The sequence below is a fragment of the Acinetobacter sp. 226-1 genome, assembly GCF_030329325.1.
Taxonomy (GTDB): Bacteria; Pseudomonadota; Gammaproteobacteria; order Pseudomonadales; family Moraxellaceae; genus Acinetobacter; species Acinetobacter sichuanensis.
In genome coordinates this window covers 107,163-133,927 of sequence record NZ_JACANU010000008.1, presented here as the reverse complement: position 1 = coordinate 133,927, position 26,765 = coordinate 107,163, and the positions used below count along the sequence as shown (strand labels likewise).

Annotated in this window: 27 protein-coding genes and 1 riboswitch; of the genes, 13 read left to right on the top strand and 14 right to left on the bottom strand. The window is 36.7% G+C overall.

What is annotated here, in order from left to right:
• Positions 1-241: 241 nt before the first annotated feature.
• The 7 genes from HX124_RS13075 to HX124_RS13045 form a co-directional block, all read right to left on the bottom strand.
• Entirely contained in the window at positions 242-673 is a 432-nt protein-coding gene (locus HX124_RS13075) for an acyl-CoA thioesterase (protein WP_286383320.1), read from the bottom strand.
• A 9-nt stretch (positions 674-682) separates the two neighbouring features.
• Complete coding sequence (locus tag HX124_RS13070) at positions 683-1,879, bottom strand: SPFH domain-containing protein (protein ID WP_286383321.1); 1,197 nt, start codon at positions 1,877-1,879, stop codon at positions 683-685.
• Between the two features lie 3 nt (positions 1,880-1,882).
• Positions 1,883-2,725 carry a hypothetical protein gene (locus tag HX124_RS13065; RefSeq protein WP_286383322.1) on the bottom strand — a complete coding sequence of 281 codons (843 nt, stop codon included), beginning with the start codon at positions 2,723-2,725 and terminating at the stop codon, positions 1,883-1,885.
• Complete coding sequence (locus HX124_RS13060) at positions 2,722-3,501, bottom strand: uroporphyrinogen-III synthase (RefSeq protein ID WP_286383323.1); 780 nt, start codon at positions 3,499-3,501, stop codon at positions 2,722-2,724. Before HX124_RS13060 ends, HX124_RS13065 begins: the two co-directional genes overlap by 4 nt.
• Positions 3,501-4,424, bottom strand: a complete 924-nt coding sequence (hemC, locus tag HX124_RS13055; RefSeq protein ID WP_107008556.1) for a hydroxymethylbilane synthase — start codon at positions 4,422-4,424, stop codon at positions 3,501-3,503. The genes HX124_RS13060 and hemC overlap by 1 nt, the downstream gene beginning before the upstream one ends.
• Positions 4,425-4,517: 93 nt before the next feature.
• Positions 4,518-5,255, bottom strand: a complete 738-nt coding sequence (locus tag HX124_RS13050; protein WP_107008509.1) for a LytR/AlgR family response regulator transcription factor — start codon at positions 5,253-5,255, stop codon at positions 4,518-4,520.
• A gap of 43 nt (positions 5,256-5,298) precedes the next feature.
• On the bottom strand, positions 5,299-6,348 hold the full coding sequence (locus HX124_RS13045; RefSeq protein WP_286383324.1) for a sensor histidine kinase: 1,050 nt from the start codon (positions 6,346-6,348) through the stop codon (positions 5,299-5,301).
• A 94-nt stretch (positions 6,349-6,442) separates the two neighbouring features.
• Between HX124_RS13045 and argH the strand changes: the two genes are divergently transcribed.
• Together argH and HX124_RS13035 are read left to right on the top strand one after the other, a co-directional pair.
• A complete protein-coding gene (argH, locus tag HX124_RS13040; protein WP_286378316.1) occupies positions 6,443-7,873 on the top strand; it encodes an argininosuccinate lyase in 1,431 nt (476 codons plus the stop codon).
• A 29-nt stretch (positions 7,874-7,902) separates the two neighbouring features.
• Positions 7,903-8,178 carry an oxidative damage protection protein gene (locus HX124_RS13035; RefSeq protein ID WP_107008559.1) on the top strand — a complete coding sequence of 92 codons (276 nt, stop codon included), beginning with the start codon at positions 7,903-7,905 and terminating at the stop codon, positions 8,176-8,178.
• A 601-nt stretch (positions 8,179-8,779) separates the two neighbouring features.
• Here the strand turns inward: HX124_RS13035 and phoU are convergent.
• Positions 8,780-9,502 (bottom strand): phosphate signaling complex protein PhoU, encoded by a 723-nt coding sequence (gene phoU / locus HX124_RS13030; protein ID WP_107008510.1) that lies wholly within the window; start codon positions 9,500-9,502, stop codon positions 8,780-8,782.
• Between the two features lie 430 nt (positions 9,503-9,932).
• On the opposite strand from phoU, the gene HX124_RS13025 reads away from it, so the two are divergent.
• From HX124_RS13025 to HX124_RS12985, 9 genes are all read left to right on the top strand, one after another.
• Positions 9,933-11,012 carry a tol-pal system YbgF family protein gene (locus HX124_RS13025; RefSeq protein ID WP_286383325.1) on the top strand — a complete coding sequence of 360 codons (1,080 nt, stop codon included), beginning with the start codon at positions 9,933-9,935 and terminating at the stop codon, positions 11,010-11,012.
• A gap of 141 nt (positions 11,013-11,153) precedes the next feature.
• On the top strand, positions 11,154-12,179 hold the full coding sequence (locus HX124_RS13020) for a hypothetical protein (RefSeq protein WP_286383326.1): 1,026 nt from the start codon (positions 11,154-11,156) through the stop codon (positions 12,177-12,179).
• A gap of 60 nt (positions 12,180-12,239) precedes the next feature.
• A complete protein-coding gene (locus tag HX124_RS13015; protein WP_286383327.1) occupies positions 12,240-13,280 on the top strand; it encodes a hypothetical protein in 1,041 nt (346 codons plus the stop codon).
• 110 nt (positions 13,281-13,390) lie between these two features.
• Positions 13,391-13,500: riboswitch (TPP riboswitch) on the top strand.
• A gap of 141 nt (positions 13,501-13,641) precedes the next feature.
• Positions 13,642-15,528, top strand: coding sequence for a phosphomethylpyrimidine synthase ThiC (thiC, locus tag HX124_RS13010; RefSeq protein ID WP_286383328.1), 1,887 nt, complete (start codon positions 13,642-13,644; stop codon positions 15,526-15,528).
• Between the two features lie 79 nt (positions 15,529-15,607).
• Positions 15,608-16,228, top strand: coding sequence for an NUDIX domain-containing protein (locus HX124_RS13005; protein WP_286383329.1), 621 nt, complete (start codon positions 15,608-15,610; stop codon positions 16,226-16,228).
• A 10-nt stretch (positions 16,229-16,238) separates the two neighbouring features.
• Positions 16,239-17,048 carry a 3',5'-cyclic-AMP phosphodiesterase gene (gene cpdA / locus HX124_RS13000; protein WP_286383330.1) on the top strand — a complete coding sequence of 270 codons (810 nt, stop codon included), beginning with the start codon at positions 16,239-16,241 and terminating at the stop codon, positions 17,046-17,048.
• A gap of 208 nt (positions 17,049-17,256) precedes the next feature.
• Positions 17,257-17,784, top strand: a complete 528-nt coding sequence (gene dksA, locus HX124_RS12995) for an RNA polymerase-binding protein DksA (protein WP_286383331.1) — start codon at positions 17,257-17,259, stop codon at positions 17,782-17,784.
• 3 nt (positions 17,785-17,787) lie between these two features.
• Complete coding sequence (gluQRS, locus tag HX124_RS12990) at positions 17,788-18,708, top strand: tRNA glutamyl-Q(34) synthetase GluQRS (protein WP_286383332.1); 921 nt, start codon at positions 17,788-17,790, stop codon at positions 18,706-18,708.
• Positions 18,709-18,780: 72 nt separating this feature from the next.
• Entirely contained in the window at positions 18,781-19,008 is a 228-nt protein-coding gene (locus tag HX124_RS12985; protein ID WP_286383333.1) for a zinc-ribbon domain-containing protein, read from the top strand.
• 40 nt (positions 19,009-19,048) lie between these two features.
• Here the strand turns inward: HX124_RS12985 and ftsW are convergent, their stop codons facing one another.
• The 6 genes from ftsW to HX124_RS12955 all read right to left on the bottom strand — a co-directional run bounded on the left by ftsW (position 19,049) and on the right by HX124_RS12955 (position 24,677).
• Positions 19,049-20,245, bottom strand: coding sequence for a putative lipid II flippase FtsW (gene ftsW / locus HX124_RS12980; protein WP_286378323.1), 1,197 nt, complete (start codon positions 20,243-20,245; stop codon positions 19,049-19,051).
• Between the two features lie 21 nt (positions 20,246-20,266).
• Positions 20,267-21,613 (bottom strand): UDP-N-acetylmuramoyl-L-alanine--D-glutamate ligase, encoded by a 1,347-nt coding sequence (gene murD, locus HX124_RS12975; protein WP_286378324.1) that lies wholly within the window; start codon positions 21,611-21,613, stop codon positions 20,267-20,269.
• A gap of 196 nt (positions 21,614-21,809) precedes the next feature.
• Entirely contained in the window at positions 21,810-22,193 is a 384-nt protein-coding gene (locus HX124_RS12970; protein WP_286383334.1) for a hypothetical protein, read from the bottom strand.
• Between the two features lie 76 nt (positions 22,194-22,269).
• A complete protein-coding gene (locus HX124_RS12965) occupies positions 22,270-22,521 on the bottom strand; it encodes a DUF6587 family protein (RefSeq protein WP_107008521.1) in 252 nt (83 codons plus the stop codon).
• Between the two features lie 30 nt (positions 22,522-22,551).
• The gene (gene feoB, locus HX124_RS12960) at positions 22,552-24,411 is read right to left on the bottom strand and encodes a ferrous iron transporter B (protein ID WP_286383335.1); all 1,860 of its coding nucleotides are present in this window, start codon (positions 24,409-24,411) and stop codon (positions 22,552-22,554) included.
• Positions 24,408-24,677: a FeoA family protein gene (locus tag HX124_RS12955; protein ID WP_107008523.1), complete on the bottom strand. Its 270-nt coding sequence runs from the start codon at positions 24,675-24,677 to the stop codon at positions 24,408-24,410. Before HX124_RS12955 ends, feoB begins: the two co-directional genes overlap by 4 nt.
• Before the next feature lie 172 nt (positions 24,678-24,849).
• Between HX124_RS12955 and xerD the strand changes: the two genes are divergently transcribed.
• Both xerD and HX124_RS12945 read left to right on the top strand, forming a co-directional pair.
• Positions 24,850-25,767: a site-specific tyrosine recombinase XerD gene (gene xerD / locus HX124_RS12950; RefSeq protein ID WP_107008524.1), complete on the top strand. Its 918-nt coding sequence runs from the start codon at positions 24,850-24,852 to the stop codon at positions 25,765-25,767.
• Between the two features lie 121 nt (positions 25,768-25,888).
• Positions 25,889-26,698 (top strand): DsbC family protein, encoded by an 810-nt coding sequence (locus tag HX124_RS12945; protein ID WP_107008525.1) that lies wholly within the window; start codon positions 25,889-25,891, stop codon positions 26,696-26,698.
• Positions 26,699-26,765 lie beyond the last annotated feature (67 nt).

Here is a 26,765-nt window from a genome sequence, read left to right as displayed (position 1 = left end):
GTTGTTAATTCTTAAATAATTTTTTAAAACATTTCGCCATTATAATATTTTTAATATTATTGATTAGCAATAGTAAAACCCCATGATATTCACATAAAAAAACAAAAATATATAATATTAAGGGCTTAATTTATAGCATAAAGAATTAAACAGTATAATTCTTAAAAACATTTTAAAGTATTTAAAAAATCAAATACTGTTTAAGTATAAAAAATAACTTTTCATTACATGAAAAATCATTCTATTTTAAATCATGTTGTACGCTATTCTCTAAATTAATTATTCTTTCTCTTAAAACTGTTGGTATATTCATTTTTTTCATCTCAATTTTATCAACAAATACGACAACAGCTTCTCCCTCAGCAACGACTTGATTTTGCTGTTCGCTCCATAAAATATAATGCATGCGAATTGCACTATTTCGCATTTCATCTATACGCGTATAAATGATTAATTGATCTGGATAAAAAACAGGCTTTAAATATTTACATTGACTTGATGCCACAACAGTTAAAGCATCTTCAGTAAATACCTGAAGTGCATCAAAATAAGCAATACGCGCACTTTCTATATAACGATAATATTGAACATTATTTACATGCCCAAATGCATCCATATCTCCCCATGCAACATTTTGTTTATAAATGACTGGGTATTCAGAGAACTGATTCATTATTAAGCCTTAAATTTTAAATTTAACAAAGTTTGCATCATTTTCAAAAATAGAATTTAATTGCATAATCAACTCATCATTCCCCTTCAATGTTGATTTAATTCTCAAATAATTCATTAATGCATCATCGGGATATAAAGACAGGAGCTGTTCTGCTTGTTGTGTTTTTCCTGTTGCATTATAAATATGCCATTTTGCAAAAGTAAATACAGGTATTCCTAAGTATTTCTTTTCTAAAGTTTCTATTTGCTGTTCTATCGCATCATAATCTGGGTTTTGACGTAATAAATGCTGCTGAAATAGCAAATAAAATACATCTTGATCAAATTTTTCATTTAATAATTGCAAGGCTAAATGCTGATGCTGCTGACTCATTTCAGGATAATGCGTTAATAGTTTTAACCATAAAACTTTTATTTCATACGGCAATACATCTAAATGATTTTCTATATTTAAATAACGTTTTTGAACAAGCTCATGCTCTTCTAAACTTGCTGTATCAAGCTGGCTTAAAAGTGCAGTTAACCATTTTTGTTTTGTGTCTAAAGTTAATAACTGTCCAAATTGAGTTGAATGCAAATATTGAAAAGGAAATTGAATTGCAAACTCTCCCCACAATACTTGTAATTTATTTTTATAAGCTTGACTGACTTGATTCAACCAAGGAGATAACTCATGTCCATTTAAAAACTCTAAATGTGTTAATGCTTGTTGTGCTTGATTTTGTGCTAAATAAATCTCAATACGTTGTATTTCAGCCAATTCAAAAGCCGATGTAGAACTACTTTCTAATATATTTAAAGCTTCTGCATAATGTTGCTGAGAAAATAACAGCCGTGCTTGAATAATTTGTTTTAACAAACCTGACTGATTAAAAACTTCTTGTACAAAATCTTTTTTTTCTTGTGCGCCTTCTAATAACCAAATCACACCTAATTGCTCATAAGGATGTAAACGATTAAAACTAAAAGTCGTTTCTATTTTGCGGCGCTCTTGATTAAAATACCGTTTTAAAATGTACCAAGCACTATGACCTAAAAAACTCAAAGCCACAAAAAAATAAACTAAAATCCAAACATTAGTTTGAATTTGAATATTATTCCAATATACATAAATATAACCCGCTCCTGAGCGATAACTTAATACACTCAGCAAAGCTAAAGTAATCAATGCGATTAAGCCATAAACCCATAGTATTTGCTTCATGCACTACCCCAGCACTGTTGCGGTGTTGAGTTTTGGAATTGTTAAAATTGGCATTTGTTTAATTTTAATCAACTGCTGCTTTAATTTTTCACTATTTGCATCAGGTAATTGATCCAATTGTTGAATCACCAAATTTAAAATATTTTGATATTCAGCATATTCCCCACGCCCTAAGGCTTGTTGTGCTGACAAAATACGTAACTGGGTTTCTTTTAAAATAAGCTTGCGGCTAATTAATGCTGTGCTTTGCTCATCAACACGTTTGATTTGAAACCAACGCTGCCAAAAATATTCGGTATTTTGTTTGGCTGGAGTTAAATTTGAATGTTTTATTTCGCTTTGTATTGCTTGATCAACTTGCTGTAAAGCATCATTTAATTGTTCTTGTTGTGCATGTCTTGCTTGGATAAACTTTTGAATACTCTGCATATCTTGCTGAATCGCTTGATGCAAACTGGTCTTTAAGGTGTCCGCTAAATCATATTTTTCAATACTCTGATTTAAATGAATCAGTTGATCTAAAGCAAAAACAAATTGTTGCTGCTGCAAGGCAAATTTGACTAATTCCAAATGTTGTTTAATCATTGCCGAAGGCTGAATATGATGAATCGTTGTTTCTTTGACAACGGCATTCTTTTGTACATTTTTCGCAGGCATACTATGATTCATTTCAGGCGTACGCTGTAGTGCCACCACTTGATCATTTAAAGCTGCATTCTTTTGCTCACTTTGATGTAAATTACTTTGAATTTCGGTGAGCTGCTGAGAAACATGATAGAAGTCATAGCTTAATTTTATTAGCCATGCCAACATGATAATGAACAAGAGAGAGATAAACTTCTTCATACATTCCTTTGTAATTCTGTCACATGCTGCAAAACAGTACTCGCTTTTAGACTTTCAAGTATGCTGATATTAAAGCACATTGCATTTTTTTTCTTATATTCTTGTAAAATTTGATACAAACGTTCGCCCAAAACTAAATAATGACATTGATTAATCAGTTCAAAATTTTGCTGATTGAGTAGCAACCAATTCAACCAACTCGCTTCACTGCTGATACAATTTATATAAGTCTGATTATGCTGATAAGAATGCATAAATCTTTGATATTCTATAAATGTTTTTTGAGGTAGCTGACGTTCATATAATACAAAATTGAGTACTTCAAGCTGATCCGAAACACATTGTTGCATCATAAATTGACGACCACCTTCACCACGCCAAAATGCAATCTTTTTTAAGTTTTTATTATTGTTAAAAATAGCTAAACTCAGCATACCTTCAGAAGTTTCCACTTCAGGCACTAAACTCTCACAGCCATATGTTTGTAACAACTGAGCCGTTGTTTGTCCAACAGCAACCCATTTTATATGTTGTAGTTGAGATAATTTTATGCCACTTTCTTGTAAATACTTCATCCCTAACTGTACTGCTGTAGGGCTAACCACCACAATCACTTGCGTATCGAATAGTTGACTATACAGCGCTTGTAACTGCACAGAAAATGGACGAGCCACCAACTCTAACAAGGGTAGCTCCACCACGTCTATTCCTGTCTGTCTCAAACATTGTGTTAATGTCTGAGCACGCTCTACAGGTCGAGTATTAATAAATTGCATTAATCTTGATAAAGCGCTTTAAGCAAATCGCCTGCGCCTAAATCGAGCAAAGCTTTAGCCAAAGTTACTCCTAGCTCTTCAGCTTGGGCTGTTGTCCCTTGAACTTGCTGTATCAATAACGTTTGACCATCAGGACTACCGACACGTCCTTCTAAAGAAATCGTCTGACCTTCTAGTGTGGCATAACCTGCAATTGGCACTTGGCAGCCACCTTCTAAATAGGCATTAAAAGCGCGCTCAGCACGTACACACACATCCGTTTCTTGATGCATCAAAGGCATTATTAAATCTAAAATTTCTTGGTCGTTTGAGCGACACTCTAAACCTAGAGCACCTTGCCCGACAGCAGGTAAACTCACTTGAGCGTCAAGTGTATGGCGAATACGCTCATGTAAACCTAAGCGCTTTAAACCTGAACTTGCCAAAATAATCGCATCGTATTGACCCGCATCTAACTTAGATAAACGTGTACCCACATTACCCCGTAAATCAATGACATCTAGATCAGGACGCTGTTTTAGTACTTGGCATTTACGACGTAAACTCGAAGTTCCAAGTTTTGCACCTTGTGGTAAGTCTTCGAATTTTTCATATTGGTTAGATACAAAAGCATCGAATGGGTCTTCTCGCTCACAAATTACAGCAAGTTCTAAACCTTCAGGTAAGTGCATAGGTACATCTTTCATTGAATGTACTGCTAAATCCGCACGACCATCCAACAAAGCCGCCTCTAACTCTTTAACAAATAAGCCTTTACCGCCAATTTTTGCCAAAGGAGTATCTAAAATTTTGTCACCTTGAGTGACAAACGTAACCAACTCCACCTTCACTTGTGGATGCAATTGCTCTAAGCGATCACGAATATGTTCCGCTTGCCACATTGCAAGTGGGCTTTGTCTTGTCGCTATTTTCAGGGTTTTCATCATTTCAGCTTTGCCAAACGTTTAAACACTCTAAACTTAACCTGCTGTTCTGAAAATGCAAGCAAATTATCATCAAATGTGATGTTAAACTGCTTATAAGTTTTGCATACGCTCTCTTAAACTTGGTAAGTGGCGACGACTTACAGCAAGTTTTTCATCTAATTCACGACAACGCACTTGATATTGCCCAGAAGCAACCATTTCTAGACCATCCAAATAGTCTAGAGAAATGAGTGCATTACGATGAATACGAATAAACTTATCTGAAAATTCTTGTTCTAAATCCTTCAAAGTTTCATCAATCAATACACTGCCATGTTTATGGCGCACTGTGACATATTTTTGATCGGCTAAAAAGTAATAAATATTTTCAAGCGGAATCAATTCTAAACCACGATAAGTTTTTGCAGCAATTTGCTGTCTTTGCACTTTTTCTTCCATGAGTTCTTTTTTTTCTAGGTTAGTCATTTGGGCTTGAGTTAACTTGGTTAAACTCGCTAATACTGTCTCTAAGTCTTCTTTTGCTATAGGTTTTAACAAATATCCTTTTGCTTGCGATCGGATCGCTTGTAATGCATGCTCATCATATGCTGTGCAAAAAATAACTGCTGGCATAGGCTCAAGTTGACTTAAATGTCGAGCACACTCCAAACCATCCATTTCTGGCATTTGAATATCCAATAAAACAACATCAGGCATATAAAGTTCTGCAAGCTCTAAAGCTTCCTGCCCATGTTGTGCAGTTGCAATAACATGATGCCCCAATTGCGATACTAATCGTGATAATCGCTCAACCGCGAGTGGCTCATCATCACAAATTAGGATGTCCATTCTCCCTCCTTATCACATCATCATTATTTTAATGTCTTCTGTATTACTTATAATGGTACTGTAGTAATGTAGTAAACCGCTCATCACCTGCAAAACTTCGAAATTGAACAGAAGTTCCAAAATGAGCTTTTAAACGCTGTTTGACATTTTCTAATGCAATACCATGTCCTTCTCTTAAATTTATTCTATCCTGTATAAATGGGTTAGTAATGACTATAGTGACTTGATTTTGCAATATTTCAACCAGTATACCTATTTTAGCATTGATATGTTTTTTCTCAACGCCATGAAAAATACTATTTTCTATCAGTGGCTGTAAGGTCAGTAAAGGAATTTTGACCTTATGCAAGAGTTCAGGTTGTTGAATATTCCATTCCACATTTAAACGATCTCCCAGTCGAATTTTTTCAATACTGATATATTTTTTAGATAATTCGATTTCTTCTGCCAATGTCACCAATTTAAGTTCTTGCATACTCACACGAAAAAGCTTAGACAAATCAATCAACATTTGTTCAGCTTTGTCAGGATCTAGACTAATTAAACTTACCACACTATTTAAACTATTAAATAAAAAATGAGGATGAATACGTGCCTGCATCGCTTGTACACGTGCGTTTAATTCACTATTTTGCTGCTTAAACCATTGCCCACGCATATAAATATAACGCAAGCAAAAAGCCCCTAATAATGCACCATAGCTCAAATGCAAACTGACATTTTCAAAAACAATATTTGTATTTAAATTTTTAAAAGAAAAATTAAATCCCCAATGGAAAATGACATTCAAAACACATGTCGTCACCAAGACTATGACTTCTAATAAAATAAAACCAAAAATCATGGCTTGAACGTCTGTATATTTTTTGAGTTTATTTTGGAAAATATCGACCCAAGCTGTAAAAGCTAAGAGCACCCAATTAATATACAAAATATATTGTATGACATGACCAAATTGCAAGTTTGACCATGACTGTGCTTCGGCTAAAGCTAAAAGCAATGCGAGAACATTACTCGCAATAAATAATTCAAAAAAATACTGCCAATGACTGATTTTACTAAAAAAATGTGAGCGATTTAGGGCATTTTGCATATTTAAACCAGATTCATGTTACTGCGCTGCGGAAAGTAAGCTTGAATTTGCTATACTCTTTTTAGTTCTACTGCTTTTTTTAAAATGAGCCGACATGACCACATCTTCTAATTCCTCAAATCCGTCACAAGCCCAAACATCGGGTATGTGGGGCGGTCGTTTCTCTGAAGCTACTGATGCCTTTGTTGCTGAATTTACTGCATCTGTTCAATTTGACCAACGCTTTTATAAACAAGATATTGCTGGCTCAATCGCACATGCCACTATGTTAGCAAAAGTTGGCGTACTAACAGAACAAGAACGTGATGACATTATCAATGGTTTGAACACCATTAAAGCTGAAATTGAGGCAGGTAACTTCGAATGGCGCATCGATTTAGAAGATGTGCACATGAATATTGAGTCACGCTTGACTCAACGCATTGGAATTACAGGTAAAAAACTACACACGGGTCGTAGTCGTAATGACCAAGTTGCAACCGATATTCGCCTTTATGTTCGTGATGAAATTGATGCAATTTTACAATTACTCGAAAAATTACAAAAAGGTATTTTGAGCCTTGCTGCTAAAAACACCAATACCATTATGCCTGGTTTCACCCATTTACAAACTGCACAGCCTGTGACTTTTGGTCACCATTTAATGGCATGGTTTGAAATGTTAGTACGTGATTCAGAGCGTCTGATTGACTGCCGTAAACGCACCAATCGTATGCCTTTGGGTTCTGCTGCACTTGCAGGGACAACTTACCCAATCGATCGTGCTTATACGGCTGAGCTTTTAGGTTTTGAAGCTGTTGCTGAAAACTCACTTGATGCGGTGTCTGACCGTGACTTTGGTATTGAGTTTAATGCTGCTGCATCACTCATCATGATGCATTTGTCACGCATGTCAGAAGAAATGATTTTATGGACTTCTGCACAATTTAAATTTGTGAATATTCCTGATCGTTTCTGTACAGGTTCTTCGATCATGCCACAAAAGAAAAACCCAGATGTGCCTGAGTTGATCCGTGGTAAAACGGGTCGTGTTTATGGTGATTTGATGAGTCTTTTAACACTCATGAAAGGTCAACCATTGGCATACAACAAAGACAACCAAGAAGACAAAGAGCCTTTGTTTGATGCGATTGATACTGTGCGTGGTTCACTGATGGCATTTGCTGATATGATCCCTGCTTTGGTTCCAAATATTGAAATCATGCGTGAAGCAGCTTTACGTGGTTTCTCTACAGCAACTGACCTTGCAGATTATTTGGTGAAAAATGGCGTTGCATTCCGTGATGCACATGAAATTGTGGGTAAAGCAGTCGCTTTAGGTGTTCAAGAGTCTAAGGACTTATCTGAATTAACACTTGAGCAATTACAGCAATTCTCCGACTTGATCCAAGCTGATGTCTTTGAAAAAGCATTAACTTTAGAAGCATCTGTCAATGCACGTAATCATATTGGTGGTACTGCACCTGCACAGGTTGAAGCTGCGATTGAACGCGCTTATACACGTTTAGAAAAACTTTATGCATAATTGCAACGCTCATATTGGAGATGATTGATATGACTCGACAAGTACTTTGCCGTAAATATCAAAAAGAGTTAGAAGGTTTAGATTTTGCACCATTTCCTGGTGCAAAGGGTCAAGAATTATTTGATACTGTGTCTAAACAAGCTTGGCAAGAATGGTTAAAACATCAAACGACGCTGATCAATGAAAAGCGTTTAAATGTGTTTGAACCTGATGCAAAGAAGTTCTTAGAAGAACAACGTGAGAAGTTCTTGAACAATGATGAATCATTGGAAAAAGCGGAAGGTCTAAAGCCTGAAGAAAAATAAGGCGAAGCCTTATTTTGCTGCAAGACACGCGAAGCGTGTAGTTTTCAATACAAAGAAGGGGTCTAAAAAGACTCCTTTTTTTAATACAACTCAACTGTACACACTTTTAATATTGAAGCTGTCTGAAGAAAATTTCATTCAAAAAAAAACTTCAAATAAAAAATTAATATATATAAAACAATTAATTAAATAACATTCAAATATTTTTTTATTATTAAGTAAATGCAAGTTTTCTTTTTAAAGAAAATAAGTACTTCATTTTTAATAATATTTATAAAAAAACAAATTATAAAATATAACTGTAAAGTAAATTTAGCCAATTTAATTACATGATGAAATGCAATTTTACATGGAACACACAGGATATATCATGACTGTTTCATTATTTTTGCATAGAATAACTACATCAGCTAATGAAACTATTTTCCCCAAGACAGCAACATTAGTGTAAATATTCTCCAGAATATTTCGATTTTATTCCTAGATTTCCCCCAAAATCTAGGAATTTTTTTATGCATAAAATATATTTCATTTGATATTTACATAAAAAAAGCTCTAGAACGTTCTAGAGCTTGTGTACAGTCGTACTCAACTTAAAAATTTATTTACCTTGTACTTTTTCTTCAATTTCTTCGATATTGGTATGACGCACATCATAACCTTTTGCCATATAAATCACTTGCTCAGAAATGTTTCGTGCATGATCACCTATACGCTCCAAAGAACGTAAGACCCACATCACATTAATGACTCGACTAATATGTCTTGGATCTTCAATCATATAGGTCATCAATGTACGTGTTGCTGACTGATATTCACGATCAATATCAGCATCTGCCAATAGCACTTTTAAAGCTTGTTCTGCATCAATACGCGCAAAAGCATCGAGTGCATCATGAATCATCACACGAACTTGATTACCAATATGGCGTGTTTCCATATAACCACGTGGTGATTCACCTTCTTCACATAATGTTTGTGCAATACGTGCTATTTTTGCTGCTTCATCACCAATACGCTCAAGATCAGTATTGGCTTTACTCATCGCGATTACCATACGCAAATCAATTGCAGCAGGATGGCGACGTGCCAAAATCAATGTTAATGCTTCATCAATTTCTCGTTCATATTGATTGACGGCATTATCTTGAAATTGAACATCGATGGCTAAATTGGCATTGGTATCTAACAAAGCATGAATGGCATTTCCCACTTGTTGTTCAACTAAACCACCCATGGTCATAAATTTAGTATTTACAGCCTGTAAATCCTCATTAAATTGTGAAGAAATATGGTGTCCTAATACAGGATTATTTAGGCTCAAAGTGTTTTACTCCACAACAAGTGAAATGAGATAGACTAATTAGACATATTTAAACACATTTATTATGAAACTTTGATGACAATCAGCAAAGATCTGATCTTTATCACTTTTATCACTCAAATGATGTTTTTCGTGACTTTTCACGTTATTTTAAGCAAAAATTTATCTATGAATTTAAAAATATTATTGGGAAATAAGCTAAAAAACCCGATTTATAAGGTTTCATTTATGAGTTATTTTTAAAAATTTAATTATTATTTTTCAGTCAAATATCCTATTTATAGCCAGACAAAAAGCAAAATCAAATTTGAATATACAGTTGTGTAACGTATTCACTTCACAAAACTACAAAATATTGCATTTTTTCCATGTGATTTAGGTAACAATAGCAGCATTAACACTCTCCCACTCCCTGTTTCTAATGATCTAAATGAATTTAAATTTATTTGATAATCTAAAATCACTGAGTATCATTGTCAGCCTTTGCGCTGTGCTTTCGGCATGCCAAAAACCTGAACCTGAAATTGTTGCTGAAACAAAAGAAACTCCTGCATCTCAAGTCGCTCAACCTGATTTAACCCTTATTTGTGAAAATCTCAAAAAAGAAATGACAGAGATGAATGCTCAACGCACCACACTTGCCATTGAACAAGTGAATCAAGATATACGTGTGTGCCTTCCTTTAATGGAGTGGGCTGAACAAAAGCAACTGATTGATTTATCTAATCAAATGTATAAACAATTTTTAGCAATTGACAGAACACCATTGCAACAAATGGCTTTTGAAAATTATGCTCTAGATAAATCAGAATATCCGACCATTCAGCAAAATCATTTTGAACAGCTTAATCTTCGTGATCAGTATTTGATTCGCCATCAAGGTCAAGCTTATATTGAATTGGTTGATGAGGGTCCAGCACATATTTTTTACCGTCGCCATCCACAATATTTAGCTAAGGTTTTCGCACCTTATTTACCTGAAGCTGAACGTGTTTTTATTGAAGAACTGGCACAGCAAAATAGTCAACCTTTACTACAAAATCAAAAACTCAATATCAATCCAAATGAGATTGTAGAACGTGCAATTTTCTGGGAAAGTTATATCAAAAATTATCCAAATAGCACCTATTTAGCAGATGCACAATATCTACAAAAGACCTATAGTGCCTTATTATTTAAAGGTTTAGATAACTCACCAATCACGACACAATATAATGACCAAAATGACATTCAAACTCCAGTTTGGTTAGAAATAGAAACGCTTGCACAGCAAAAAAATAGTCAACTCGCTGCACAAGCTGACAAATTTATCCAATTTGTTCATATGTCACCTGAAGAGCGTTTAGTAAAAATCCCTCTAAAATCAACGCAACTTAAGAAAATTGAAAATAATCCACAATTATTAGCCACCACTCAACTGAATCAATATTTAAATTTAACGACAATTGATCTAAAATCAAGAAATCGTGATTGTTTTAGTGATTCTATTTGTCTCACTCATCAAAGTTAATCTTCTAGATACAGCATTTTTTGAATAAAGTTCTATATTTATCTGAGTAAATGTTGTTTTTTTATCAAATTTAAAATCCTTTTTTTATTTATTAATGATTTATTGTTCAAATATTCATTTAAAAAATCTTAAGATATTTCTATGAAAAAAATGCTTTTTTTATTTTTGAGTTGTTTTACCTTAGCGGCTTGCAATCAAAATACAAGCTCATCTCAACAAAATACGCAAACACAAACTAAAGCTAAACCGATTATTGAAACAACAGCGGATTGCCTTACGGATACTCAAGAAATTTTGTCTAAAATTGATCAAAAAAGTTCAATCCAACAACTTTCTTCTGCTAATTTCGTCTTAAAAAAGTGCATAAAAACACTCAATCATGCGCAACTTTATACATTATTAGAAACAACGGACAAGATGTATGCACGCTTTTTAACGACAACTTCAGGTGATGATTCTTTAACAGGGCTAAATGCCTATGGTTATGCAAAATTTTATCCCGAAAATGCACAAGACTTAGGTTATAACACCGCTGAAAGTATTAAGAAAACATTACCTAAACGTGATCAATATCTAATGGATCAAATTGGCAAAGAATATATTCAATTTTTAGATATTGGTGAAGGTTATTTTGACCTTAAACGCCACCCACTTTATGTTGCTGATCTTTTTGCATCTTATCTACCTGAAGCAGAAGCAGTTTTTATTCGTCGCATGGCACAAGACAATAGCGATATTTTGTATTCCGATGCCGCTATTAGTATTCCTTGGCAAACCTTAGTAGAACGTGCTTTATTTTGGGAAAAATATCTTGAAAAATACCCAAATAGTCGCTTCAATCAAGATGCAAAAAATTTGTTTCATGAATATGAATATCTCAGCTTCATGGGTTCAGATAATAGTGATACTTTTGGTTTTTCAAATGGTCACTACATGGTTGAAAGTGAAGAAGTGCTACCTGCTTTAAAATGGTTAGCCAAACAACCTCATTCAAAAATTGCGGAAAAAGCACGTATTTTCCTCGATTATACTGCAAAAAATTATGCCACGATTGGTGACCAAGATTATGACAAACAACATGAATCGCTGATCAAATTACTCAAATTGACACCATCAAATTATGAAATCGATTGTCATACTGGTGCTCTTTGTAAAAAAAATCCCTGATGTAAGCAGAGCAAAATGCGCCTATCACATCTTTTTTTAAACGCAAATGGAAGATAAAAAATGAAAAGTAAACTGCGTTTAATTGGTTTATTGACCATAAGTTGCTTACTCATCGCTTGTCAAAAAAGCGATACCAATCCACAAAATACTCAAAGCAAAAATGCTGAAACACTCAAAGCAGTGGAAAATGATGCACAGAAAAAATTAAAAGCAAAATGCCAAAGTGTTGATTTAAAAATCAAAGCCTTAGCAAACAAATCTTCACCCAAAAAACTTTCAGATCTCAATCATTTACTGCAACTGTGTATTGCTGAAGTACCTTTGGAAAAACGTTATCAATGGATCAAAGACAGTGAACAGGTTTATCAAAATTTACTAGAAAAATCTTCTATTGAATTCTATCAATACATGACCAACTCAACAGGTGATCATGAAGAATTAACAGCCCAAGCCAAAAAAGCGTTATATGCGGAACTAAAACCTGAGGAGCAATACTTAGTTGATCATGCCAAAGCTTTATATTTAGAAAAATATTATCTAGGTGAAGGCGAATATACGGTTGTACAACACCCACAATACTATATCGATCTTTTTGTGCCGCATCTTGAAAAAGTAGATCAAGTCTATTTTAAACAGCTCCGTAAAGAATATACAGGCTCTGATTATATTTTAGATGCAGGATTGGCGATTAGCTTTGATGAGGTTAAAAATCGGTTAATATTTTGGGAAAGTTATCTCAAAAACTATCCAAAAGCACATTATCAAAGTCAAGTTTCTGAACTCATTAAAAACTATAAAAATGATTTATTTCATGGACATGAAAATACCCGTACACTTTGGTTTGATCATGACAAAATTGCAGATCAAGATGCCTTAAAAGCGATTCGTAAACTTGCAGCAAGTGACTCTGCCAGTCATAAAACAGCACAAGCTTTTTTAAATTTAATTACATCAAGTGAAGCACAGTGGCAACAACTTCCTAAATCCTCAGAAGATGAGGCTGAGTATGATTCTGCTAAACAAAAGGATATTCGTGAACAACGACAAATTTTACAAAAACAGGTGGAAACCGAAGTTGATGCGATTTTAAACAAAAGTTAAAGCTCTTCATTTATTTTTTTAATTTATCTTTTAAGGTCACAACTTTTAAAATAAAGATAAAAATTATACAACATATCAGCTATTTTCTGATGATCATGTTAGTATCGTGGCATCGCTTGACGGAGCGCGAGTAATCCCTCGCTGAGATCATCTAATGAAGATGAGTACCGTTGAACCTGATCAGGTTAAAACCTGCGTAGGAATCAAGCCCATCTGAAAACTGCAGCCTAAAGTTGCGCTATTTTTGTAGAAATACCTGAGTTTACACACATAAATGTAAATTACAGCCAAAAAATAGAGGTGACTGCCACTGTTTTTGGTCGTGCTTGATTCGTTGATGTCATTCATAAGGATCATTGCAATGAACCAGTTAACGAATCTATCCCCTGTCGATCAACTTGCACGACATGAGCAAGAAGCCAAAGATCTGACCCGTATTTTACCTGCATCTAAAAAAGTCTATATCCAAGGTTCACGCCCTGACATTCAGGTTCCGATGCGTGAAATTGAACTGACGGATACCCCAACAGGCTTAGGCGGTGAAAAAAATCCACCAATCATGGTCTATGACACTTCAGGCGTATATACCGACCCAAATGTACAGATTGACCTGAATAAAGGTTTACCCAATGTCCGTGAAACATGGATTGAGGAACGTGCAAATACAGAACGCCTCGATACCTTAAGTTCTGCTTTTGGTCAGGAACGCCTTAAAGATATCCGCACAGCCAATATCCGTTTTGCCCACATTCAAAAACCTCGTCGTGCTAAAACAGGTCAAAACGTCTCGCAAATGCACTATGCCAAACAAGGCATTATTACCCCTGAAATGGAATACATCGCGATTCGTGAAAATCAGCGTCAACGTGAAGGCGTAGATATGCGTCAGCATGCAGGACAAAATTTTGGCGCACGTAATCTCATGGAAATCACGCCTGAATTCGTGCGTAAAGAAGTCGCTGAAGGTCGCGCCATTATTCCTGCCAACATTAACCACCCTGAATGTGAACCGATGATTATTGGTCGTAATTTCTTGGTGAAAATTAATGCCAACATTGGCAACTCTGCGCTTGGCTCATCGATTGATGAAGAAGTGTCGAAAATGACGTGGGCAACCCGTTGGGGCGCAGACACCATCATGGATTTGTCTACAGGTAAAAATATCCATGAAACCCGTGAATGGATTATCCGTAACTCACCTGTACCGATTGGTACAGTACCGATTTATCAAGCTTTGGAAAAAGTCGATGGTGTAGCAGAAGACCTGACTTGGGAAATTTTCAAAGACACCTTGATTGAACAAGCCGAGCAAGGTGTGGACTACTTCACCATTCATGCAGGCGTGTTATTGCGTTATGTACCGATGACTGCGAATCGCTTAACAGGCATCGTGTCACGTGGCGGTTCAATCATGGCACAGTGGTGTTTGGCACATCATGAAGAAAACTTCCTTTATACGCATTTCGATGAAATCTGTGAAATCATGAAAGCTTATGACGTATCGTTCAGTCTGGGCGATGGTTTACGTCCGGGTTGTATCCAAGATGCCAATGATGAAGCACAATTTTCTGAATTGCGTACTTTAGGTGAGCTGACGCATCGCGCTTGGAAACATGATGTACAGGTCATGATTGAAGGTCCGGGACATGTGCCGATGCACATGGTGAAGGAAAATATGGACTTGCAACTTGAAGTCTGTCAGGAAGCACCTTTCTATACACTCGGTCCACTCACAACGGATATTGCACCGGGTTATGATCACATCACTTCAGCCATTGGTGCAGCCATGATTGGGTGGTACGGCACAGCAATGCTCTGCTATGTGACACCTAAAGAGCATTTAGGTTTACCAAATAAGAAAGATGTGAAAGACGGCATCATCACTTATAAAATTGCAGCACATGCTGCCGACCTTGCCAAAGGTCATCCGGGTGCGCAGGTGCGTGACAATGCTTTATCTAAGGCACGTTTCGAGTTCCGTTGGGAAGATCAGTTTAATTTGAGCTTAGACCCAGACACTGCACGTTCAATGCATGATGAAACTATGCCGAAAGAAGCACATAAATCTGCTCACTTTTGTTCAATGTGTGGTCCAAAATTCTGCTCGATGAAAATCACCCAAAATGTGCGAGATTATGCACAAAATCAACAAAATGATAAGTCAAACAACAATGAAGTTGAGGCTGGTCTGAATGCAATGAAAACCGCTTATCAGGAACATGGGCAAAAGTTGTACCATAAAGTTTAAACAGGCAAAAAATGATTTGTCTTTGAACAATTCTCCGTTAGGATGGAATGAACATGTTTCATCCTAACCCTCCGCATTCATGAATATAACTAAACACGCAACCTATTCGCATCAAGATGTTGAAATACAATCTCGTGAAACACTCTACTCTGGTTTTTTGCGTGTAGAAAAAGTCAGCTTGCGTCATCGTTTGTTTAATCAAACTGAATATACACCAACCATTCAGCGAGAATTAATTCAACGTAAAGAGGCTGCTGGTGTTCTCATTTATAACGACCAACAAAAAAAATTCGCTTTAATTGAACAATTTCGTATTGGTGCAATGGATGACCCTGTTTCACCTTGGCAACTTGAAATTATTGCAGGTGTACTTGATGGTGATGAATCCCCTGAAACATGTATAAAAAGAGAAAGCCTTGAAGAGTCAGGCTGTGAATTAAACGATCTACAACACATCTTTAGTTTTTACCCTTCAGCGGGCGCATGTGATGAAATTTTTCATCTTTATACAGCTCAAGCAATACTGCCTGAAACAGGTGGTGTTTTTGGTATGCCTGATGAAGGAGAAAATATCCAATTGCATATTTTTGATTATGCGGCATTGGGCGAATTATTACAGAGTGGACGCCTATGTAATGCAGCAATTATCATCGCTTTACAATGGCTTAAACAACATCTCTTAGCGCTCAAAATTGGATAAGGAGGTAGACATGTCAATGCATCACGTTATCTCAAAGCCCAAAGATCATATTTTGATTCAAATCTCAGATACACATTTGATGACTGACCCAAATGATGGTTTTATTGGGATTAATCCTGAGCAAAACTTTCATCAAGTCATTGCACAAATTCAACAACAGCACTCACAGATTGATACAATCATACATACAGGCGATGTTGCACAAGAGGCAAATCCAACAACTTATCAACGCTATCAAACTTATATGCAGCGTTTGAATATTCCATTTTTTCAAATTCCAGGCAATCATGATAATTTAGAATATTTTCCATTTGCAGCTTCTGCACTTGTACCTGCGGTCATTGACCTTGATCCTTGGCGCTTAATTTTGCTCAATAGTGCTGTTCCAAATCAGGTAGATGGTTGGATTCAAACAGAACAGTTGCAGCTTTTAGAAGAATTGTTATATTCAATACAAGATAAGTTTGTGATTTTAGCATGCCACCATCATCCTTTTGCGATGAAATCAAAATGGATTGATCAGCATAAACTTAAAAATACAGACCAATTAACCGATGTATTAGCCAAATTTAAGAATATTAAAATCGTTTTATTTGGTCATGTACATCAAGAATCGAATACACTTTGGCAAGAAACTGAATTTTTATCTACACCTGCAACTTGTGCTCAGTTTAAACCTTTAAGTGAAGATTTTGCTTTAGATGAGGCTGCACCTGGTTACCGTTATTTACATTTAAAATCAGATGGGCAATTTGAAACATCGATTTACCGTTTAGAAGGATATGTACCGACAATAAATAAAGAAATTTCAGGTTATTAGCTTTTCATTTTGTTTTTTTTGCATTAAGTTATTGCCCTTAGAAAAAGTTTGAAAGCAAAATTGAAAAATTCACTGCTTTCATCTTTGGGAAAAAGTCTATATGATGACGACCCCCGATAGCAGCATTCTATCGGTAGCGATAAAAATACTTGCATATCACCATATTTTTTACGTATAAACCATACGTATATGATGAGGAATGCCCTTTATGGCGAATGACAACCAAAACCAAATCTTGGACGAGCAAATTGACGCTTTGGACGACAAGTCTGTAAAACGTGTACGTAAAACCAAGCCAAAAGCGACTGAGAGTGGCAGCACTGCTAGTCTTTTTGGTATTGAGCCTTATCAGCCGAAAAAAAATGAAGAATACATGTCTGAGGGGCAACTTGAGCATTTCCGCAAGATTCTACTTGCATGGAAAGCAGAGTTAATGTCTGAAGTGGATCGTACTTTAAATACGATGCAAGATGAGTCTTCTTCTCTACCTGATGTCAACGACCGTGCTACTCAAGAGGAAGAGTTCGCAATTGAACTACGTACTCGTGATCGTGAACGTAAATTGATTCGTAAAATTGAGCAGTCAATTGAAGCGATTAAAAATGATGATTACGGTTTCTGTGAAACTTGTGGTATTGAAATTGGCTTGCGTCGCTTAGAAGCACGTCCAACAGCAACTTTATGTATCGACTGTAAAACACTTGCAGAGATCAAAGAGAAGCAGAATAACGGTTAATTCATGTTATTGCATAATCCTCCCCTAACCCCTCCTTTTGAAAAGGAGGGGGATAAAAGGCAGGTGCATTCAGGTCGGTTCGCGCCATCGCCAACCGGTCCTTTGCATTTTGGGTCTTTGATTACCGCAGTTGCGAGTTATTGTGATGCTAAAGCTCAACATGGTCGCTGGATTGTACGGATCGAAGACACCGATATTCCTCGAATCTATCCCAATAGTGAACAACATATTCTGCAATGCTTAGATGCATTTGAATTTGAATCTGATGTTGAAATCATTTATCAAAAAGACCGTTTAGAATATTATGAATCTGTCATTGAACAGCTAAGACAAAAAAAATTAGTCTATGCTTGTGAATGTACCCGTAAAATCTTAGGTTCAAATCATATCTATACAGGGACTTGTCGAGAAAAAAACTTAGACTTTCATCAACAAGCCATTCGCGTCAAAGTAGCAGATGAAACCATTTGTTTTCAAGATCGTCTTCAAGGTCAACACTGTTCTAATCTGCAAATGGATTTAGGCGATTTTGTCTTAAAACGCCGTGATGGCATCATTAATTATCAATTGGCTGTGGTTGTAGATGATTATTTGCAAGGTATCACTCATGTGGTGCGTGGTGCAGATCTACTGGATAACACTGAACGTCAAATCTGGCTCAGTCGATTACTTGGCTATCCTGAATTAACGTATATGCATCTTCCTCTTGCTATGAATGATCAAGGGCAAAAACTCTCTAAGCAAAATCTGGCACAGGCGCTTGACCCTAACAATGCTTCTCAATTGCTTAAGCAAGCAATTGCAGCACTTGGGCAGGCTGCTGTAGACCTTGACTCCCCTCACAAGATGCTCGCTCAAGCTGTCGCACAATGGCAAGTTCAGCGCATTCCTACGGGTACTGAGATTCAAGGGATCTTTCAATAAAGCTTCGTCATATTTTCAATAAAATATTTTATATTTAAATCTAATTTTTTCTTTTTATGGAAAAGAATGATCATGTTTTTTATTTTTGGAATTTCAGCAAAAACTGTAAAAAGTGATCAAGGACAATTTTTATGTCCTGTTTGTAAAACACGTAGTGTATATGAAATCAAAGTTCAACGACGTTATTTTTCTGTCTTTTTTATTTCATTATTTCCCATTTCCAAACCCAAAGAAAGTGCCGTTGTTTGTTTAAATTGTGGTACGCATATGCCAAAAATGGTGCTAGAACATCATTCATAGCACCATTTTCAGTGAAAAAAATCAGTAAACAAAAAGCTTTTTAAAAACTAGATTGTTCTCTTGCAGGGTTCGCTTGCTGAGTTGTTGCATCAATTTTCAAAATTAAGCTGATCATTACAGCGCACATAATGAGCGATGAACCACCATAACTAATAAAAGGCAGGGTTAAACCTTTAGTAGGCAGCATTCCCATGTTCATACCTGCATTAACCAAAATCTGTAATAAGAAAATGATACTAATGCCATATGCGAGATAACCTGCACGTAAGTATTGATGTTTTAAAGCACGATGAGCAATACGAATACAGCAAAATAACATCCCAAAAGATAAAATTAAGACTGTCGCAATACCAAAAAAGCCAAACTCTTCACCTAAAATTGCTAACATAAAGTCAGTATGTGCTTCAGGTAAATAAGACATTTTTTGAATACTGTGCCCTAAGCCTACACCTGTCCATTCACCACGCCCAAAAGCCATCAGTGCATTTGAAAGTTGGTAACCTGTTCCAAGTGGATCTGCCCATGGATTAGAAAAAGACATTAACCGTTCATAACGATAGGGTTCAAATACAATTAAAAATACAAATGCAGCTAAAATCGCCCCAAATGCAATACCAAATTGAATTAAAGGTGCTCCTGCGAGAAAGAATACACCTAACATAGAAACCGCAATAACGACTGTTGCGCCTAAATCTGGCTCAGCAATAATGAGTCCTACTGTCAGTAGCATAATCACGCCTAGGCGTACCAAACCTTTGATATTACTTCGGACTTCTTCGGCACGTCGTACTACATAATCTGCGGTAAAAATTGCCATCATCACTTTAGCAATTTCTGTGGCTTGCAAACTAAAACCACCAATACTGATCCAACGTGTTGAACCATTCACCTCTCGCCCGACCAATAAAACAGCCAGCAAAAGCGCAATGGTAATTAACCAGAGTGGAAAGGTATTTTTAAACCATATATTGAGAGAAACCTTATACACACAAAATGCAGCCACAGCAGCAACAATGATAGATATCGTATGCCGAATGACATAGTGAAATGGTGCTTCATGCATACGCTCTGCATAAGGCATAGAAGCTGAAGCTACCATCACTGTACCTAAACACAATAAGGAAATTACACAGAAAATGAGGACATTACGTGGCGTAATTTCTGCTGGAATTTTTGGCATCCAGCGTTCAAGCATTTGGTTAATCTTACTGACCGTTGTCTGAGCAAACCCAGCCATACTTATTTCCTTATGATTCTTTTAGTTTAAAGCATTTACATATTCAACGAAGTGATGACCACGCTGAGGATAACCTGTAAACATATCAAAACTCGCACAAGCAGGAGATAATAACACCACATCATTGGGCTGCGTATTGTGCTGACATAATGCAACAGCTTCTTGTAAAGATGCGGCGTGTAATAACGTTGTTGTGCCTTCAATGGCTTTTTCAATGATCGAGCGATCTTCACCAATCAACACTGCAACTTTGGCATACTTTTGTAATGAGTCACGTAATGCAGTGAAATCTTGTCCTTTACCCTGACCACCCAAAATGATGGCAACTTTGCCACCTTGTGCCTCAATTGCAGCGCCTAAACCATCTAATGCAGCTAAGGTCGCACCAATATTAGTGCCTTTAGAATCATTATAATAACGTACAGCATTGACCTCTTTGACAAACTCGCAGCGATGCTCAAGACCTTTAAACGTTTTTAACGTCTCTAACATTTTATCCATAGGCAAGCCAATCGCCTCACCTAAAGCTAGACAAGCCAACGCATTCGCAACGTTGTGAGTCCCCTGAATATACATCTCAGAACTTTTCAGCAAACGTTCACGACCACGTGCCAACCAAATGGTGCCGTTGTCTTCTCTTAAAATGCCGTACTGATTTAAATCAGGTGCATTTAAACCAAAACTTTGCATCGGTGTTACATCGGGTACAAGCGGACGTGTGAGAGAATCATCACGGTTATGAACCACTTTTTTCACGCCCTGAAAAATACGATGTTTTGCTGCATGATAACCTGCCATATCACCATGACGATCTAAATGATCTTCACTCATATTGAGGACAACAGCGACTTCTGCATTTAAATTTGATGTAGTTTCAAGCTGAAAACTCGACAGTTCTAAAATATAAAGATCTGGATCATCATGTGTTAAATCTAAAGCTGGACGACCAAGATTCCCACCAATCGCAGCTTTTACACCTGCATCTTGTGCCATTAAACCCATCAAAGTCGTCACAGTGCTTTTCGCATTTGAGCCTGTAATTGCCATAATCGGCTTATCAGTTGCACGGCGTAAAATTTGAATTTCACTGACCACAGGAATGCCTTTGGCAATCGCAGCTTGAATTTCTGGCAGCTTAGGGTCTAATCCTGGACTGATAATAATTTCGTCAGCTTGCAATAATAAATCTTGGTCAAATTGTCCAAAACTGGTTTGTACATCTGTCGGGATTTGATCATGCCCTGGTGGAACCTCACGTGAATCCGTTACTGCAACGCGGTAGCCTTTTTCATGTAAAAAATTAACTGCTGAAACACCCGAAATACCTAGACCAGCAACGACTTTTAAGCCACCACGTTGAATTAACATTTTTGTCCCACTCAGAGTAAATTTTGAAACTTGCAAAATGTTAGCACTTTGCAGATTTGAAAGCTTTTTATGTTTTCACTTTATCTATGATTTTTTGTGTCAGTGCGTAAAAAAACTGTCATATTTTATTGAATCAGATCTGTTCAGCATCGATCTGCATGCATCACAAATCAATATGTTTAAATCGCTTTATTTTTTATTTATGTTGAAGTGCTTTCGGCGTAATCGGTGCTATATCTAAATTTAACTCCGTTAAAAATTGCATCCCAAAATCATTCACTTGCCTTGTTGAGGCATCCCACTCCTCCTCTAAAGCTTTTAAAATACAAAGCCGTACAAAATAAGGACGATGTAAATTTACCAACTCAGTCAGATGCGTTTGTGTATTAAATAATAAAACCCCTTCAGAAAGTGGAATACCCCCATAAAAATCACCACGACAATGAAAATTAATCACATAAGGTGTATGACGATAACCTTCTAAATAAATTTCTAAAATGGCAATCGCCCGATCATCATCGCAATGCCCTGAAATCACCTTGTAAAAATACACATTTTCTTTGACACTCACTTTTCGCATTTTATTTTTCATTTTTATTTAGCCCATAAAAAAAGCCACCCTAATATTAGAATGGCTTTCGATATATTTTAAGTTTTTATTTCCATTTTACGGCTTGGACTTCAACTTTTTTCGGTGCTTCAGATGTATCAGTTGAACAACCACATCCACCGCCACAGCCTGCAACCATCGCAGGTTGTAACCATTTTGCTAGACCATTCCAGCCACGCGATCGACACAACTGAGCCAGTTTTGAAAATACCGAATACGCTGATTTTGGAAAAACCTTCTTAAAAACAAAGATCGCACTCCAAATCACTAATGCTGTAATAATCAATACTTCAACCATCTCAAACTCCTTAAGTTTTGTGAGGTCTTATCAACCAAAATAATGAGTTGCAATTTGGTAGGTCAGAAAAGACATCAAGTAAGCCAAACAAAATAAATATGCTGTCATACCTGCAACTGTTTTCCATGAACCTGTTTCACGTTTTACAGTTGCTAAAGTTGCTAAACAATGCGGTGCATAGATAAACCAAACCAATAAAGATAAACCTGTCGCCAATGACCAACTTAAATCACCTTGGCTGATGATCTGCGATAAGCCTTGAGTTACGGCATCTTCATCCGTTGCAGATAGTGCATAAACTACACCTAAAGATGCAACGAGAACTTCACGTGCTGCCATCGCAGGGATAAGAGCGATACAAATTTGCCAGTTAAAACCCAGTGGTGCAAAAATCGGTTGCATCAAATGTCCTAACATACCTGCAAAAGAATAATCGATCGCTGGTAAAGTGCCACCTTCTGGCGGTTGTGGGAACGTACACAAGAACCATAACAAAATTGATAAGGCAAAAATAATGCCGCCCACACGTTTTAAGAAAATTTTGGCACGGTCAAGTAAGCCAATCCAAACACTTTTAATATCAGGAATACGATAGCTTGGTAGTTCCATCAATAACGCATGTTCTGATTTATCTTTTTGGAAGAACTTCAAGACCGTTGCAACGATCAGAGCACTGACAATGCCTGACATATACAAGCCAAACAGCACCAAACCTTGTAAATTTAAAAAGCCCCATACTGTTTGTGATGGAATAAACGCAGCAATAAGTAGAGCATATACAGGCAAACGTGCCGAACAGGTCATGAGCGGTGCCACAAAAATCGTGGTCAAACGATCTCGTGGATCACTAATGCTTCGTGTCGCCATAATCCCAGGTACAGCACAGGCAAAACTAGACAGCAAAGGAATAAATGAACGACCACTTAAACCCGCTTTAAACATGAGTTTATCAAGCAGAAATGCAGCACGTGGTAAATAACCAGATTCTTCAAGCACCAGAATAAAAAAGAATAAAATCAAGATTTGTGGTAAGAACACCACCACACCACCAGCACCTGCGATAATGCCGTCCACCACCAAACTATTGAGCAAGGGATGAGAAATAAATTGCCCAACAAACTCACCGAGCCATGCAAAACTATCTTCTATTCGGGTCATAATCGGTTCTGCCCAAGCAAAAACAGCTTGGAAAACCACGAACATCATCAAAGCTAAGCTCGCTAAACCTAAAATAGGATGCAAGAATATTTTATCGAGAAAGTCAGTACGTTTATCTTCTTGATCAACAAAAATCACCACATCTCTTAAAATTTGAGAAACTTTGTCATGATTTGAACCTGTCAAAATGACATCACTTAACTCAAAATTCGGTGTACGGAATTTTTCCTGATCTAACGCTCCCATGAGGTTTTCAATACCTGCATTACGCACTGCGACGGTTTCCACAATAGGAACACCTAAACGCTGTGATAATTTTTCAGTATTAATTTGCATGCCACGACGACGTGCTTCATCCATCATGTTAAGCACTAAAAGAATTGGCTTACCTTGAGCAATAATTTCAAGCACTAAACCTAAATGTAATTTTAAGTTTGTTGCATCAACCACACATAAAAATGCATGTTGATCTTGCTCTTCAGCAATTTTTCCTAAGACCACATCACGTGTAATCGCTTCATCTGGACTTGTAGCATCTAAACTATAAGCACCAGGCAAATCTAAAACACGAACAGCACGTCCAGATGCTAAAGTAAATGAACCAACCTTACGCTCAACAGTAACACCTGCATAGTTGGCAACTTTTTGGCGTGTCCCTGTTAAATGATTGAAAAGTGATGTTTTACCGCAGTTAGGATTTCCGACTAAAGCGACTCTTAAAGTTTCGCTCATGCGGAAGCTCCTTGCATTTCTTGCTGAATTTCAATACGAGCAGCTTCTATTTTACGTAATGCAAAACGGGTAAATCCAACTTGAATTAAAATCGGATCGCCACCAAAAATACCTTTGGTAATCACTTGCACCGTTGTACCAGGTACAAAACCTAAGGTTTCTAAACGACTCGCTACGAGATCGGGTTGACCTGAATTATCAGCTAATGTTCGATTAACTTTAGTAATAATAGCAGTCTGCTTCACTTTCAATTCTGACAAACGCACTGCAACTGACCCTAAAAAAGAAACGGTATTTGTGTCGATTATACATACAAATGAGAATAATTACCAAGTAAGGTTTGATTACAATTCTCATCCACTTTATCTTATTCGACTTATTTATTTTTTTAGTCTACATTTTAAAAATAGATTAAAAATTTCAAGTTTTCTGTTCATTATGCTCAATAAAAAACCTCGTATTCCTACGGCTGTTACGATTCCTGAATCACTTAGCTTTTTAAATGGTTATAAAGACTATTTAATCGCACAAACAGTCAGCCCACATACGCGTAATGCGTATTTGTCAGATCTCATCCAATGCAGTGAATGTTCTACGCAATATCTGCCAACATGGTCACATGATGATATTTCAGATGTTATGATTACACTGACCAAACAAGGTAAAAGCCCTCGTTCCATTGCCCGTAGTTTATCTGCGCTGCGTTCTTTTTATAAATTTTTACGTGAACAAAAAATTCGCTTAGACAACCCTATGGTTGCGCATAAAACTCCAAAAATTGGGCGTGCGCTCCCTAAAGATTTATCAGAACAAGATATAGAGGATTTGCTGCAAGCCCCTGATCTAACAACAGCATTGGGTTTACGTGATCGCGCTATGTTAGAGGTACTCTATGCTTGTGGTCTACGTGTATCAGAACTACTCAATTTACGTCTAGATTTAATCAATTTAAAACAAGGTTATTTGCGCATTGTAGGTAAAGGCAATAAAGAACGTTTAGTTCCCTTAGGACAAGTTGCCTGTGAATGGGTGGAACAATACCTCAATGAAGCACGCTCTCAGCTTTATAAAAGTAGCACGGATTATTTATTTTTAACCCAACATGGCGGCATCATGAGTCGACAAAATTTTTGGTATGCCATTAAACGTTATGCCTTACAAGCCAATATTCAAATAGAATTATCTCCACATACATTAAGACATGCTTTTGCTACGCACCTCATCAATCATGGTGCAGACCTACGCGTAGTTCAAATGTTGCTAGGGCATAGTGATTTGTCTACCACACAAATTTATACCCATGTGGCACAAGTTCGTATGCAACAATTACATCAACAATATCATCCTAGAGCCTAATCAAAGACGAAATGCAAATGTCGTTAATTTCCATCCCTTAATCAAGTTTTAACGAACTGCCCCGATTTTTTTGCTATGCTTATTTGCTCACAATAAAGCTGAAAAACACAAAGAGTTATTTATGCAATTAAAACGTTCAAAATTGATGATTGCTTGTATGCTTGCGAGTGGACTTGCACTCAGTGCTTGCTCAAAATCTCCCGACACTAAAAAAGATGATACTTTGACAGCGACTGCACCTGCGACGGGCGAAGCATCAAATTTGACTGAACGTAATGCGCAGCAACGACTTATTCAGACATTACAAGGACATCTAAAAAAAGCAAATATTAATGCTAAAATTTTAGATGTAAAACCAACTGAAATGCCGAATTTATATTGGGTGAGTTTAGAAGGCATGAGTTCTGTCTATGCTACAGGTGATGGTAAATACCTTATTCAAGGTGATGTGATTCGTTTGGGTGATAAAGAACTCAGTAGCATTGGTGACTCGCTTCAGGCTGAAGAAAATAAAAAATATTTAACACAATTAAAAACTGAAGACTTATTGGTCTACCCTGCCCAAGGCAAAACCAAGCATGTCATTTACGTATTTACGGATGCAAGTTGTCCGTATTGCCATAAACTACATGAGCAAATTCCTGCAATTACTGCCAAAGGTATAGAAGTACGTTATATCGCATGGCCACGTGGCGAGCAATTTATGCCTGCAATGGAAAGTGTGTGGTGTAGTGCAGACCGTCAAACCGCCTTTGATCAAGCAATTTCAGGTACACAGCTTCCACCTGCAAGCTGTAAAAACCCTGTTCGCGCTCAATATGAGTTAGGTTTAAAAATGGGCGTAAATGGTACACCTGCAATTTATAATGCAAATGGTGAACATATTGGTGCATATATGACTGCTGAAGAGCTTGTTGCACGCCTTAAATAACCAATATTTATAAGTTAATTTACTATTTTTTATAGAAAAATATAAAGATGCGTCAGCCTCTAGAGTC

Excerpts from the sequence above, each read along its gene's own strand:
- HX124_RS13005 (WP_286383329.1), top strand. The coding sequence starts at position 15,608 with ATGAATATAACTAAACACGCAACCTATTCGCATCAAGATGTTGAAATA.
- murD (WP_286378324.1), bottom strand. The coding sequence starts at position 21,613 with ATGTTAATTCAACGTGGTGGCTTAAAAGTCGTTGCTGGTCTAGGTATT.
- argH (WP_286378316.1), top strand. The coding sequence starts at position 6,443 with ATGACCACATCTTCTAATTCCTCAAATCCGTCACAAGCCCAAACATCG.
- HX124_RS12965 (WP_107008521.1), bottom strand. The coding sequence starts at position 22,521 with ATGGTTGAAGTATTGATTATTACAGCATTAGTGATTTGGAGTGCGATC.
- feoB (WP_286383335.1), bottom strand. The coding sequence starts at position 24,411 with ATGAGCGAAACTTTAAGAGTCGCTTTAGTCGGAAATCCTAACTGCGGT.
- hemC (WP_107008556.1), bottom strand. The coding sequence starts at position 4,424 with ATGAAAACCCTGAAAATAGCGACAAGACAAAGCCCACTTGCAATGTGG.
- HX124_RS13015 (WP_286383327.1), top strand. The coding sequence starts at position 12,240 with ATGAAAAGTAAACTGCGTTTAATTGGTTTATTGACCATAAGTTGCTTA.
- HX124_RS13070 (WP_286383321.1), bottom strand. The coding sequence starts at position 1,879 with ATGAAGCAAATACTATGGGTTTATGGCTTAATCGCATTGATTACTTTA.
- thiC (WP_286383328.1), top strand. The coding sequence starts at position 13,642 with ATGAACCAGTTAACGAATCTATCCCCTGTCGATCAACTTGCACGACAT.
- HX124_RS13050 (WP_107008509.1), bottom strand. The coding sequence starts at position 5,255 with ATGGACATCCTAATTTGTGATGATGAGCCACTCGCGGTTGAGCGATTA.
- ftsW (WP_286378323.1), bottom strand. The coding sequence starts at position 20,245 with ATGGCTGGGTTTGCTCAGACAACGGTCAGTAAGATTAACCAAATGCTT.
- HX124_RS13020 (WP_286383326.1), top strand. The coding sequence starts at position 11,154 with ATGAAAAAAATGCTTTTTTTATTTTTGAGTTGTTTTACCTTAGCGGCT.
- HX124_RS13045 (WP_286383324.1), bottom strand. The coding sequence starts at position 6,348 with ATGCAAAATGCCCTAAATCGCTCACATTTTTTTAGTAAAATCAGTCAT.
- HX124_RS13065 (WP_286383322.1), bottom strand. The coding sequence starts at position 2,725 with ATGAAGAAGTTTATCTCTCTCTTGTTCATTATCATGTTGGCATGGCTA.
- HX124_RS13060 (WP_286383323.1), bottom strand. The coding sequence starts at position 3,501 with ATGCAATTTATTAATACTCGACCTGTAGAGCGTGCTCAGACATTAACA.
- HX124_RS12970 (WP_286383334.1), bottom strand. The coding sequence starts at position 22,193 with ATGCGAAAAGTGAGTGTCAAAGAAAATGTGTATTTTTACAAGGTGATT.
- HX124_RS12985 (WP_286383333.1), top strand. The coding sequence starts at position 18,781 with ATGTTTTTTATTTTTGGAATTTCAGCAAAAACTGTAAAAAGTGATCAA.
- HX124_RS13035 (WP_107008559.1), top strand. The coding sequence starts at position 7,903 with ATGACTCGACAAGTACTTTGCCGTAAATATCAAAAAGAGTTAGAAGGT.
- xerD (WP_107008524.1), top strand. The coding sequence starts at position 24,850 with ATGCTCAATAAAAAACCTCGTATTCCTACGGCTGTTACGATTCCTGAA.
- HX124_RS13075 (WP_286383320.1), bottom strand. The coding sequence starts at position 673 with ATGAATCAGTTCTCTGAATACCCAGTCATTTATAAACAAAATGTTGCA.
- dksA (WP_286383331.1), top strand. The coding sequence starts at position 17,257 with ATGGCGAATGACAACCAAAACCAAATCTTGGACGAGCAAATTGACGCT.
- gluQRS (WP_286383332.1), top strand. The coding sequence starts at position 17,788 with ATGTTATTGCATAATCCTCCCCTAACCCCTCCTTTTGAAAAGGAGGGG.
- HX124_RS12945 (WP_107008525.1), top strand. The coding sequence starts at position 25,889 with ATGCAATTAAAACGTTCAAAATTGATGATTGCTTGTATGCTTGCGAGT.
- HX124_RS13025 (WP_286383325.1), top strand. The coding sequence starts at position 9,933 with ATGAATTTAAATTTATTTGATAATCTAAAATCACTGAGTATCATTGTC.
- cpdA (WP_286383330.1), top strand. The coding sequence starts at position 16,239 with ATGTCAATGCATCACGTTATCTCAAAGCCCAAAGATCATATTTTGATT.